This is a genomic window from Pseudohongiella nitratireducens, from assembly GCF_001642735.1.
GTDB classification, from domain to species: Bacteria; Pseudomonadota; Gammaproteobacteria; order Pseudomonadales; family Pseudohongiellaceae; genus Pseudohongiella; species Pseudohongiella nitratireducens.
The window spans coordinates 57,487-70,110 of record NZ_LWHM01000027.1 but is presented as its reverse complement, the minus strand read 5'-3'; the positions used below and the strand labels follow the sequence as shown (position 1 = coordinate 70,110).

The window sequence follows — 12,624 nt, the reverse complement described above, 5'->3', positions numbered from 1 at the left end:
GAGACCGAGAACATGTGTGATCAGGATACCGTTAATGAAAATGATGCCTATTTAAAGCGAAACCCTTTTCAATCCAGTATGAATCGCCGTCAATTCGGCAAACTGACTGCAGGGGCTGCCGCTGCTTTCATGCTGCCGCCATTGGCCAATGCCCAGGATGTTGTCGAAAATGATGTCATGATCGAAACGCCTGATGGCACAGCTGATTGCTACTTTGTCCATCCGGCCAATGGCAGCCACGCTGCTGTGCTGATGTGGCCTGACATTCTGGGTCTGCGCCCTGCATTTCGCACCATGGGCAAACGGCTGGCCCAATCAGGATACTCTGTTCTGGTTGTAAACCCATTTTACCGTAGCGCCAAATCCCCTGTTGTCGAAGAAGGGGAAAGTTTCGGTGATCCGGAAACACGCGAAAAAGTCATGCCAATGGCCCGGGCACTCAATGCCCAGACACATGTCACGGATGCGCACGCCTTTGTCGACTGGCTGGATCAGCAATCAGCAGTGGATACCAGCCGCAAGATCGGCACTATGGGTTACTGCATGGGCGGTCCCATGGTAATGCGCACGGCAGCTGCCATCCCTGAACGAATTGGTGCTGGCGGTTCTTTCCATGGTGGCGGCCTGGTGACCGACAACGCTGACAGCCCGCATCTCGGTATCGAGAATATGGAGGCCCACATGTGGATCGCCATTGCCGAAAACGACGATGAGCGTGACCCGCAAGCCAAAGAAGTACTGATGGACACATTTGAGGAAACCGGTGTCATGGCTGAAATCGAGGTGTTTGAAGGTGCCATGCATGGCTGGTGTGTGATTGACTCAACCGTTTACAACGAAGCTCAGGCCGAACGAGCCTGGAATCGAATGCTGGGCATTTTTGAAACAGCGCTCTAGCCCCCCTGCCTCTAAATCCGACTGGATGGCCAACAACTTGCTTAGATGGCCATCCAGCCCGGTTTTACTTGACTTTAGTCCCCCAAACAGACATTTTCATGAGCCTGATTCCGGCCGTCATATACGGCTGGCAGTAAGACTTGCAAGGAAAATCAGACCAATAAAATAGAGGTAATTTGATGAACATGTTCCCATCATCCAAACGCAGTACTCTGCTCCGTTCGGTCATCGCCAGCGCCCTGCTGGCGGGTTCAAGTCTCGCCCTGGCTCAACCAGGTGCCACAGGCCCGGAAGAACACGCTGACGTTGAGCCGATCAATAACCTGCCCAACCCTTACGAAACTGTCCGCAACTGGGGTACGCTGCCTGATGGTCGCGAATGGGGCTCAGTCAGCGCCATTCACGTTGATATCGACGGTGAACATATCTGGGTCGGTGATCGTTGTGGCGCAAACTCTTGTGCGTTGTCCGATGTCGACCCGATCGTGAAAATGGACCAGGATGGCAATGTCGTCCAGTCATTTGGTGCCAACCAGATCACCTGGCCACACGGTATGGATGTAGACGCTGAAGGCAACGTCTACGTAGTTGATGCTCGCAGCCCTAACGATCGAGAGCTGGAAGAAAACCCCGACGCTTTCATGGGCGGACATCAGGTTGTAAAATTCAGCCCGGAAGGTGAAGTACTGATGGTGCTGGGTACACCAGGTGAAGAAGGCAACCCGCCTACGCATTTCACCGCACCTAATGATGTGCTGGTTGGCCCTGACGGCTCTATCTATGTCGGTGAGTCACACAGTGCCCAGTTCATGGATCAGGACGGCCCTAATGCCGTTAGCCGAATCTCCAAGTTTGACGCTGAAGGCAACTTCATCAAGAGCTGGGGTGTATTCGGCTATGACGATGGTGAAATGCGCTCACCACACGCACTGGCTATGGACTCCCAGGGCCGTATATTCGTCGCTGACCGTGGTAACCGTCGTATCCAGATTTTTGACCAGGACGGCAATCACCAGGACACCTGGTACCAGTTCAGCCGTATCAGCGGCCTGTTCATCGATGACAATGATGTACTGTATGCCATCGATTCCGAGTCTGACGAAAACTACAACCCAGGCTGGCGTAAAGGCCTGCGCATCGGTAGCGCCAAAACCGGTGAGGTATGGTTCTATGTGCCAGAGCACATGTCAGCACGCCCATCCGGCATGGGTGGCTATGGCACCATGGGTGAAGGCGTTACTGTCGATGCACACGGCAACATCTTCGCCGGCGAAGTGGGCCCAGTACAAGGTGTGACCAAGTTTGCGCCTCGTATCCTGCCAGAGAGCTTTCCGAACCATTAAGGCTGAATCACCAAGGCCTTTGCAAAGTTTAGGCGGACCTTCCTGAGTCTCAGGAGGGTTCGCAAAACACTAGCGCTACACGCCAGTCTGATCACATCCCTGTGGCGGGCTGGCGCTCAGCTCAATTGATCGACAAGGTCCAGTACGACTGGCACCATTGAAAGAATCAACAGCATGGCCATGGACAGGTTGAAAATGCGCAAATTGCGCGGATCCTTCAACAACTTCTGTAAACCCACACCAAAAAGCAACCAAGTCCAGGCGCTGGGAATGGCAGCAAGCATAAATACCAGTGTTAACTGAATCACTTGCCAGTGCATATCATCTGCGGGTCGCGTAAATGCGGCTATCGCTCCGGTTGCCATAATCCAGGCTTTGGGATTTACCCACTGAAAGCCTGCTGACTGTAAAAAAGTAATCGGCTGCGTATTCTGCTTTTCTTCAGGTGCACCAGCGTTGGCAATTTTCCAGGCCAGTACCGTCAGATAAACCACACCAATGACAGTGATAACCAGGTGAATCGTGGGAAACTGCTGAAAAAGACTACCCAGACCGAGACCAATGGCCAGAAACATCAGAGGAAAGCCAATGCATACGCCCGCCAATAAAGGTAGACTGAGCCTGATGCCGAAATTTGCGCCTGAACTCATCAGAAACACGTTATTTGGACCTGGTGTGATGGCTGCTGCCAGGGCAAACAGAAAGGCGGATACGACAAGTTCTGGACTGATAGTGGGATTCCTCAAGTCGATACAATCAAGTTGTTAGCTGACAGGAGCCTGCCAGCCGGAAGATTCGGCAGTATACATTCAGTAACGTTTATGGAGAAACACGATGTTGCGCAATTCCCTGACCCTGTTTATTTCTGGTGCCTGCCTGCTGGCAAGCGCCTCTGCTGTGTCACAAACTGGCGAGTTCATGGCCGGTCAACCGCTGAGCACGGTTAATGAAGCTGGTGAAGCACGCACGATGTCTGCCAATGTTAAAGTATTTGGCAGTTTCCGGTTTGCAGAAAGCTGTACGTTTGATGCCGACAAGAATTTGATTCTGGCGATGAACGCGGGCGTCTCAGAGGAGATGGAGCCCAATGACGGTTATGTTTCACTGATCAACCCGGATGGTAGTGTTCACACCGCTAAATGGATCGGTGCAACCCGGGATGGTCTGACTTTAAACCATCCGCTGGGCAGCACCATCGCTGGTGATGTACTCTACGTTGCTGACCGTGACCATGTCCGGCTGTTTGATCTGGCCAGCGGCGAACCATTACGGTCTGTTTCACTGGCCGATCTGGATGCTTCCGTATTGAACGGCATTGCTGCCACAGAAGATGGCACCATTTATGTTTCCAACACCCGTCCTCCACAGCGGCTCTACAAAATCACGCCTGACGGTGAAACCAGCATACTGGTTGACGGCGCCCCCCTGATGGCACCCAATGGGGTGGCAATGGATAACGACGGTAATGTGGTTGTCATTAATGTCGGCAATAACCACGTGATGACTTTTTCACCCGAAGGCGAACTGCTGAATACGGAATACGCCGCAGAAGGTGGCAACGATGGCGTTGTGGTCACTACAGACGGCACCAAGTATGTCAGCAGCGTACGTTATGGCAGCATTTCCCGTATCCGGCCGGGTCAGGAAGCGGAAATCATTGCAGAGGGCATCCCCAGCGCTGCTTCCATTTGCTACGACTCTATCCAGAATCAACTGGTTATTCCCATGAACAACAACAATGCGCTGGGTTTTCTACCGCTGGATTAGGTCTGTCATGCCACGTTAACTAACAACGTGTTCCTTAACCACGCCGTCTGATCCTGTCACAGCCTCCGGGATCATCGGCGCTGGTTCAACCCAAGAACACAGCGCCAGCACCCGCCATGGCAATCACGACCAGCCAGACCGGTAAGCGCAGCACAAACAGGGCAGCACAAGCCAGTAACAGCAGTACGAATGACGGCTGTCCACTGATCGCCGAAGTCCATACCGGCTGATACAAAGCGGCTAACAACAGACCAACGACGGCCGCGTTAACACCCAGCAATATCTGTCTTACCCACTGCAACTGCCTTAACTTTTCCCAATACGGCAAAATGCCTCCCACTAACAGGAACGAAGGCAGAAAAATAGCGAGCAGACAAACCAGGGCAGCCAGCCAGCCTGGATACGGTTGATTGGCAGCGGCACCCACAAACGCTGAGAATGTAAACAAGGGTCCAGGCACGGCTTGTGTTAAACCATAGCCAGCCAGAAACAGGTCTTCACTAATCCAGCCAGTTGGCACCAGCTCAGTCTGCAGCAAGGGCAAGACCACATGACCACCACCAAAAACCAGGGCCCCTGTACGATAAAAGATATCGGCAAGATTCAACCAGGCCAGACCTGTGGCATTTGCCACAACGGGCAACATAAAGAAAATCAGCACAAACAGAGCCAATAATATAGCCGATAGCCTTGCTCCCTTGCGGGTAGCCCATGACCCTTTTACCTGACCCTGTTCTGCTGGTGCCGGTATCTGGGCTGCAGGTAAAAGAAATCCCGCGCCAGCAGCCAATAGCAACACGCCCAGTTGTACTGCAGGTATCGGCAACATCAGCACAATAGCAGCGGCAAGTAACATAATGAGTTGGCGCGGCCGGTCAGGGCAAAGGTTTGGCGCCATAGACCAGACAGCTTGGGCGACCACCGCCACTGCTGCTATTTTCAGTCCACTTAACAAACCGGAAGACAAACTATCGGCTTGTGCAAACCCATAAGCAGCAGCGACCAGGAATATGGCAGACGGCATGGTGAACCCTAACCAGGCTGCCATAGCACCGCGATACCCGCGCTGTGACATACCTAGTGCCAGACCAACCTGACTGCTGGCCGGCCCCGGTAAGAACTGGCACAGTGCCACCAGGTCTGCATACTGATGGTCTGACATCCATTTTCGACGGGCGACAAACTCTTCGCGAAAAAAACCAAGATGCGCGACCGGCCCGCCAAAGGAAGTTAAACCTAAACGAAGAAAGATGAGGAACACCTGCCAGGTGGAATCGGTGCAAGATGGTGGGTTATGGCTCTGATCCATACGTGATCTCAACTCCTTTCTTTACTATTATCGTTGTTGTTCCTGTGCTGCAGATATTCAGCGTGCTTTGGGTTGCCCGCTTTGTTGCTTTAGCCATGATTCAACTGCCTTGCTGTCACCGCGAAATACTATCTGATCCTGACGTTGTCGCAACTGCCAACGGTACATTGGATCATAGTAATCACTCAGTAATGTGTGAATCCAGGGTTTGTGAGCACTTGCATTACCTTGTTCGTGCGCTTGAATGGCGGCTTCCATCATCTTGATCAGCTGCTGGTATCGCTCACCTCCCAGCCTTTTCCGAATACGGTACAGTGCGTTGCGAATATCCTCAGCAAATGCCTTGAAACCGGCCTCTTTACCCAATAATTGCTGCCACTCTTCAGATTTCTGAACGATGTAGTTTTCCCAGGAATGATGGACTCGTTCATCCAGTTCGCTATCCAGTACCACCAGGGAAGCACGTTGCATGGCCTCTCTTAACGACAGCGGCAGCGCACAACGCCCAATTAATCGGCTTTCATCTTCCAGGACGACAGGTTTCCCAGGCGATTTTTCATTGGCTTTTAACAAGGCAATGGCCAGGGTATTCTCAAAATTGATTTGTGTTGGCTGTCCGGCGGGCCTGCGCCCGAATGCACTGCCACGATGGTGTGCCAGCCCCTCGAGGTCTATGGCAAAAGGCAGCTGATGCAAAAACCGTGTTTTTGCAGCACCGGTATACCCGGCCAGGATAATGAAGTTATTTTGCTGACAGCAACTTTCAAGATACTCAATCAGGAAACGGCGCATGGCTTTATAGCCACCCTGTACTCGCGGATAATTCAACCCTGCCTCTTCCAGCCACTGCTGACAGATTTGCGAACGCAGTCCACCCCGAAAACAATACAGATAGCCCGCCGGATTTTGCTCGGCATGAGCAAGCCACTGTTCGATACGTTGTTCTTTCACCTGCCCGGCAACCAGCTGCTCCCCTAGCGCCAGAGCAGCCGCCTGCCCTGACTGCTTGTAACAGGTGCCAACCTGTTCTCGCTCCTGATCCGACATCAGCGGTAAGTTGGTAGCGGCAGGAAAAGCCCCATTAGCAAATTCAACCGGGGCACGGGTATCTATCAACGGGACATCATTCAGGAAAAGTTGACGATAATCCGTTGTATCCTTTCGTTTAGCCATCAAATCGAATCCGTTCCTGCTTGCCAGCCTGAACCTGCAGTTTACCGATCGGACGAATCAGCGCCGGATCCACCTCTTCCGCACGTAACACAGCCTCAACTGACTCTCTGGATTCAGGCTCTACCGCAATCAGTAGCCCCCCACTGGTTTGCGGATCACAAACAATGGCCTGCTGCGATGCGGAAAGCGTCGCCAGCCGGTCGCCATAGCTTTGCACATTACGCTGAGTCCCTCCCGGAACACAGCCCTGTTCAATATAGGCGTCAACACCACTAAGTGCCGGTAATGCAGACAAATCAATCACTGCGTCCAGTCCACTGCCTTCACACATTTCCAGCAGGTGACCGGCCAGACCAAAGCCCGTCACGTCGGTCATGGCCCTGACACCCGGCAGCGTCGCCAGTGTCTGGCCCGCTTTATTGAGCTTGCACATCTCGTCTCGCGCCAGCCCTTTATGTTCTTCTGCCAATAATCCACGCTTCTCCGCTGTGGTAAGCACACCAATACCCAGGGGTTTGGTCAAATAAAGCAAACAGCCTTCGATGGCCGTGTCATTTCGCTTCAGCTTGTCGCTGGTAATCAGGCCGGTAACGGCCAATCCAAAGACCGGCTCCGGACAATCAATACTGTGCCCTCCAGCCAGTACCATACCGGCATCGGAACAAGCCTGACGCCCGCCATCAACAACCTCCGCCGCCAGTTCGGGCGGCAATTTGTCCAGGGGCCAGCCCAGAATCGCGATAGCCATCAGCGGCCGTCCCCCCATGGCATAGATGTCACTGATGGCATTGGTGGCAGCGATGCGCCCGAAATCAAAGGCATCATCAACAATCGGCATGAAAAAGTCAGTGGTGCTGAGAATAACTTGCCCATCACCCAGATCATAAGCGGCTGCATCATCGCGTGACTGGTTACCTACGAGCAGTGAGGGGTCAGGCGCAAACTCTCGTTGCGACGATAATATTCTGTCCAGAATGGCTGGGGCTATTTTGCAACCACACCCTGCACCGTGGCTGTATTGGCTGAGCCTGATATCCGACAGTGATTCGGATGGGTTATCGTTTGCGACTTTCTGGCTTGCAGTTGTCATGACTGGCGTGAATTCCTTGCGCTGTTTATTACTTGTTTTATACCTGTTGAATTACCCGCTACACACCATCGCATGAGCGGCATACACTCTGACTCAATCGCACAGAGTATAGCGCCGGGGCCTTGATTGGAATGATCTACTATCTGAATCATGATGATCTAATCGATTCATTGGCGATTTGTGAAGCACAACTATAATCTACGCACTCGATCGAAATTATAATTTTCATCTACTGTCCTGATCGGATTCTGAACGACCAGGACACACAAAAGCGATTAATTGGATATGGCTCACCCCCCAACTTTGCGACAACTGAAGTACCTTTGTGCGATTGGTGAACACTTACACTTTGGTAAGGCTGCTTCAGCCTGCCATGTTTCACAATCAACCCTCAGCACGGCACTTCAGGAGCTCGAAAGCAACCTGGGTGTCAGTCTGGTTGAGCGATCACATAAAGCTGTGATTGTCACACCGGTGGGACAGGATATTGTCGAACGCAGCGAGTTCATACTGGGCCAGATTGAAGACTTACTGGCGGCAGCAGATGCCTCAAGACAACCCTTTACCGGTGAACTGAGAATCGGTGTCATACCTACGGTTGCCCCTTTTTTGCTGCCTGACCTGCTCAGTGAAATTCGTCATCGCCACCCGGGTTTCCGCCTGTTTATCCGTGAAGATCTCAGCCATAACCTGACTCATGCATTGGAAACCGGTGAACTGGATTTACTGATCCTGGCATTGCCCTTTAAGGCAGAGCGCGTTGAAACACAGCACCTGTTTGACGACGCTTTTTTTCTGGCCTGTGACCCCTCTCATCCCTTGAGCAAACGACAGTCAGTGGCCACCAAAGATTTAAAAGGTAAGGACTTACTGCTTCTGGAGGACGGTCATTGCCTGAGAGATCATGCGTTAGAGGCTTGCCGCCTGACGCTCAATGATGTGAAAGTGCCATATCATGCCACCAGCTTGAACACTATTGTACAAATGGTCGCCAGCAACATTGGCATCACCCTGATTCCCCAGCTCGCACTGGACAAGCAGATCCTGTCAGGCACAGATATTTGTGTACGCGAACTGAGTGACAAGAAGGCCCAGCGCTCTATTGGCATGATGTGGAGAAACAAATCGCCAAGACGCACAGAGTTTCAGTTGTTTGGCGAGCTGATTGTCGAAATTCAACAACGTATCAGGCAGTCATGCTGTAGACAGCCAAACGCTGATTGACTATAGTTCCCGCCGCTCAGTTCTGTTTTTTGGCGGGACTCTTCTGGTCTCTTTCATGGCGCAAGGCAACCATGGCTCAAGGTACACTTTATACAATCTCAGCCCCTTCCGGCGCAGGCAAAACCAGCCTGGTTGCTGCACTGCTGGAAAACTCAGGGCAGCAAATCTGCGTTTCCATTTCACATACAACCCGTAAACAGCGACCAGGCGAGCAGAATGGGGTGAACTACCATTTTGTCAGTCGCGACGAATTTATTGCATTGCGAAGTGATGACCGTTTCCTGGAATGGGCTGAAGTGTTTGGCAACTTTTATGGCACATCGCGTGACTGGGTGACCGAGCAGCTTGAACAAGGTCTTGACGTTATCCTGGAAATCGACTGGCAGGGTGCGGAGCAGGTTCGCGCAAAAATGCCAGACGTACGCAGCATTTTTATTTTACCGCCTGACCTGGATGCATTGCGTGAGCGTCTACAGAACCGGGGCCAGGATGACCAGGAAACCATTGATCAGCGCATGCAGCTCGCTCATGATGAAATTTCCCACTATGGGGCCGCAGACTACCTGGTTATCAACGATGACTTTGATACCGCACTGATTGATTTGCAGGCAATTTTTCGTTGCGTGCGCCTGGAAAAAGACCTGCAATTGAAAAACCATCCCCGATTGTTGGCTCAGTTACTGGAAACGACTGTCTGAGAATTGACCCGGCACCGTTTCGGTTTGTCCGCGCATCCTCGTTTTCCTGGCTAATTTCCAGCACGTTACATGCTATTTCTCTTAAAATCCGTTATGATATCTGGTTCATCACCTGATACACTGTCAGTAACTCTCAATTGCATTGTTTGAAGCAGGTTCAACGATATGGCACGTATTACCGTCGAAGATTGTCTGGATAAAGTCGACAATCGTTTCCAACTGGTTATGATTTCCAGCAAACGCGCACGTCAGATCCAGACGGGAGGCAAAGACCCGTTGGTTCCCGAAGATAACGATAAGCCAACTGTTATCGCATTGCGCGAAGTTGCTGAAGGACTGGTTGATTCCAGCATCCTGGTAGCTCGCCCGGCACCTACGCGTGAAATTCCCGAAGCAGAGCTGGACGCGACTGCAGCCATGATGGGCGCAATCGTCGCTGAAACTGACACGGAGAGCAGTGACGACAGCGTTAGCAGCGACGAGTAAGCGCTGGAGGAGTCGGGAGGTGGAAGCAGCAACTATCGACTCACTCGCCAGTAACCTCAACGGTTATCTGGCTACCGACCAGGTTGATCATGTGCGCCGGGCGTATTACTACGCTGAACAGGCGCACGATGGTCAGTTTCGGCGTAGTGGTGAACCCTACGTCACACACCCCTTAGCCGTTGCCGGCATTCTCAGCGACATGCACATGGACCATCAGAGCCTGATGGCAGCCATGCTTCATGACGTTATTGAAGATACCGGCATCAGCAAAACCGCTATCAAAGGCCAATTCGGTGAAACTGTTGCCGAGATGGTCGATGGTGTCAGCAAGCTCAACAAAATCGCTTTCAGTAGCCGGGCCGAAGCCCAGGCTGAAAATTTCCAGAAAATGGCGCTGGCCATGGCACGCGACCTGCGTGTCATTCTGGTAAAACTTGCGGACCGCTTGCATAACATGCGTACGCTGGATGTACTGAGTCCGGAAAAGCGTCGCCGTATTGCCAAAGAAACCCTGGATATCTACGCCCCTATTGCTAACCGGCTCGGCATGAATGCAGTCCGGGTAGAGTTTGAGGAGCTTGGCTTCGCTGCACTTTATCCGATGCGGGCCCGCCGAATTGACGCTGCAGTACGATCCATTCGCGGCAACCGTAAAGAAATCGTTTCACAGATTCAAAGCGCTATCGAGGCCTGTCTGTCCCGGGAGGGCATGCCGTCCCGCGTGTTTGGGCGCGAAAAACATCTATACAGCATTTACGAGAAAATGCGTATCAAGCGCAAATCCTTCTCGGAAATCATGGATGTCTATGCGTTTCGCATAGTGGTTGATTCCGTTGACACCTGCTATCGTGTTTTAGGTGCTGTTCACAACCTTTTCAAACCAGTTCCAGGTCGTTTCAAAGATTATATTGCCATCCCGAAAGCCAACGGCTATCAATCACTGCACACCACCCTGTTCGGTATGCATGGCGTACCTATCGAAATCCAGATCCGCACTGAGGAAATGGAGTCGATGGCCAACAATGGTATTGCGGCGCACTGGTTGTATAAATCCTCGGATGACACACCCAGCAATGCGCATATTCGTGCACGACAGTGGATTAATGGCCTGCTGGAAATGCAAAAAAATGCAGGTAACTCCCTCGAATTCATTGAGAACGTGAAGATTGACCTCTTCCCGGATGAAATTTACGTATTCACGCCCAAGGGCAAGATCATGGAACTGCCGGCTGGTTCAACCGCCGTGGACTTTGCCTACGCGGTACACACCGATGTGGGAAATTCCTGTGTCGCCTGCCGTATCAGCCGACGTCTTTCGCCTTTGAGTGAACCACTTGAAAGCGGGCAGACCGTGGAAATCATCACCACGCCAGGTGCACAACCTAATCCTGCCTGGCTCAGTTTTGTCGTCACCGGCAAGGCGCGCAGCAACATCCGGCATTTCCTCAAGAATCAGCGACAGTCCGAATCCATTTCCCTGGGTCGGCGCCTGCTGAACAAAATTCTTGCTGGTCACGGCACGCAACTGGAAAAACTCGAAGCTGATGAAGTGCAATCTGCACTGGAGGCGTTGGGTGTGGAGTCAATGGATGCCCTGTTGAGCGATATTGGTCTTGGCAATCGCATGGCCCACATGGTGGCACAGAAACTGTTGCCGGAAGAGCCTGTGGTCGCCACTCCATCCTCCGCCAAAGAGGCCCGTCAAAGCTTCTTGGCGATTCGTGGCTCTGAAGGTATGGTGATGAGTTTTGCCCGATGCTGCCATCCGATTCCCGGCGACCCGATCGTTGGTCATATCAGCTCCGGACGCGGCATGGTGATACATACCGAAGACTGCAACAATATTTCCGAAATCCGACATCAACCTGACAAGATTGTCTCGGTACGATGGGACCCTGATGTAGAGGGTGACTTCGCCGTTGAGGTTCGAGTCGAGGTGGAAAACGAACGCGGCATTATCGCCAAGCTGGCCACCGCGATCACCAGCAAAGAAGCGAATATTGAACGCATCAGCACCGTTGAGAAAGATGCCCGTTTCAGTATTGTAAATCTATTGCTGACAGTGAAAAACCGAATCCACCTGGCACGCGTAATGAAACATATTCGTTTGATCAAACCGGTGACCCGTGTTGCCCGCGTGAAAAGTAAAAAGCACGTTAAACCGATCAAGGGAAACATTGCACCTGAAGCATTACAACGGCAACCCAGGGCGTAAGTGCTCACCGACCTAACCCAAGGAATCTTGCTATGGCAAAAAAGGAAGCTCTCCACAGCGATAAAGCCCCTAAAGTGATAGGCCCTTACTCGCAGGCCATCAAATCTGGCTCCATGGTGTTTTTGTCCGGCCAGATTCCGCTGGATCCGATATCCATGGAGCTGGTCTCTCATGATATAGCCGAGCAGACCCGGCAGGTGCTCGACAACCTGACAGCTGTCGCCAATGCTGCCGGCGGCACACTCGACGATTGCGTCAAACTGACTATTTACCTGACCGACCTGAACCATTTCAGTGTCGTTAACGAGGTGATGGAAACCTATTTTTCCTCTCCGTTCCCTGCGCGGGCCACAGTAGAAGTCTCTGCTTTACCACGAGCAGCACAGGTAGAAATCGAAGCTATCCTTCAGGCTGGCTAAGAC

Annotated in this window: 11 protein-coding genes and 1 pseudogene; 8 read left to right on the top strand and 4 right to left on the bottom strand. The window is 52.2% G+C overall.

The features are described 5' to 3' along the window. The first annotated feature begins 12 nt into the window (after positions 1-12). Together PSCS_RS09855 and PSCS_RS09850 are read left to right on the top strand one after the other, a co-directional pair. The gene (locus PSCS_RS09855) at positions 13-897 is read left to right on the top strand and encodes a dienelactone hydrolase family protein (protein ID WP_068811942.1); all 885 of its coding nucleotides are present in this window, start codon (positions 13-15) and stop codon (positions 895-897) included. Positions 898-1,076: 179 nt separating this feature from the next. Continuing rightward, positions 1,077-2,240: a peptidyl-alpha-hydroxyglycine alpha-amidating lyase family protein gene (locus PSCS_RS09850; RefSeq protein ID WP_082866588.1), complete on the top strand. Its 1,164-nt coding sequence runs from the start codon at positions 1,077-1,079 to the stop codon at positions 2,238-2,240. A gap of 116 nt (positions 2,241-2,356) precedes the next feature. On the opposite strand, the gene PSCS_RS09845 is transcribed toward PSCS_RS09850, so the two are convergent. After that, positions 2,357-2,986 carry a LysE family translocator gene (locus PSCS_RS09845; RefSeq protein ID WP_317621802.1) on the bottom strand — a complete coding sequence of 210 codons (630 nt, stop codon included), beginning with the start codon at positions 2,984-2,986 and terminating at the stop codon, positions 2,357-2,359. An 88-nt stretch (positions 2,987-3,074) separates the two neighbouring features. Between PSCS_RS09845 and PSCS_RS09840 the strand changes: the two genes are divergently transcribed. Next, entirely contained in the window at positions 3,075-4,007 is a 933-nt protein-coding gene (locus PSCS_RS09840) for an SMP-30/gluconolactonase/LRE family protein (RefSeq protein ID WP_068811941.1), read from the top strand. Positions 4,008-4,092: 85 nt separating this feature from the next. Here the strand turns inward: PSCS_RS09840 and chrA are convergent, their stop codons facing one another. Genes chrA through selD form a run of 3 tightly spaced genes read right to left on the bottom strand, consistent with a single transcriptional unit; the run spans position 4,093 to position 7,579 of the window. Continuing rightward, positions 4,093-5,316 (bottom strand): chromate efflux transporter, encoded by a 1,224-nt coding sequence (gene chrA, locus PSCS_RS09835; protein WP_068811940.1) that lies wholly within the window; start codon positions 5,314-5,316, stop codon positions 4,093-4,095. 57 nt (positions 5,317-5,373) lie between these two features. Continuing rightward, on the bottom strand, positions 5,374-6,489 hold the full coding sequence (gene mnmH / locus PSCS_RS09830) for a tRNA 2-selenouridine(34) synthase MnmH (protein ID WP_068811939.1): 1,116 nt from the start codon (positions 6,487-6,489) through the stop codon (positions 5,374-5,376). After that, a complete protein-coding gene (gene selD / locus PSCS_RS09825) occupies positions 6,482-7,579 on the bottom strand; it encodes a selenide, water dikinase SelD (protein WP_106387102.1) in 1,098 nt (365 codons plus the stop codon). Before selD ends, mnmH begins: the two co-directional genes overlap by 8 nt. A gap of 285 nt (positions 7,580-7,864) precedes the next feature. Between selD and PSCS_RS09820 the strand changes: the two genes are divergently transcribed. From PSCS_RS09820 to PSCS_RS09800, 5 genes and pseudogenes are all read left to right on the top strand, one after another. Further along, complete coding sequence (locus tag PSCS_RS09820) at positions 7,865-8,803, top strand: hydrogen peroxide-inducible genes activator (protein WP_068811938.1); 939 nt, start codon at positions 7,865-7,867, stop codon at positions 8,801-8,803. Positions 8,804-8,874: 71 nt separating this feature from the next. After that, positions 8,875-9,501, top strand: coding sequence for a guanylate kinase (gmk, locus tag PSCS_RS09815; protein WP_068811937.1), 627 nt, complete (start codon positions 8,875-8,877; stop codon positions 9,499-9,501). Between the two features lie 165 nt (positions 9,502-9,666). Beyond that, positions 9,667-9,987 (top strand): DNA-directed RNA polymerase subunit omega, encoded by a 321-nt coding sequence (gene rpoZ / locus PSCS_RS16460; protein WP_068811936.1) that lies wholly within the window; start codon positions 9,667-9,669, stop codon positions 9,985-9,987. A 19-nt stretch (positions 9,988-10,006) separates the two neighbouring features. Next, a pseudogene (gene spoT / locus PSCS_RS09805) lies at positions 10,007-12,133 on the top strand (bifunctional GTP diphosphokinase/guanosine-3',5'-bis pyrophosphate 3'-pyrophosphohydrolase); the annotation flags it as partial. 101 nt (positions 12,134-12,234) lie between these two features. Continuing rightward, on the top strand, positions 12,235-12,621 hold the full coding sequence (locus tag PSCS_RS09800; protein WP_068811935.1) for a RidA family protein: 387 nt from the start codon (positions 12,235-12,237) through the stop codon (positions 12,619-12,621). Positions 12,622-12,624 lie beyond the last annotated feature (3 nt).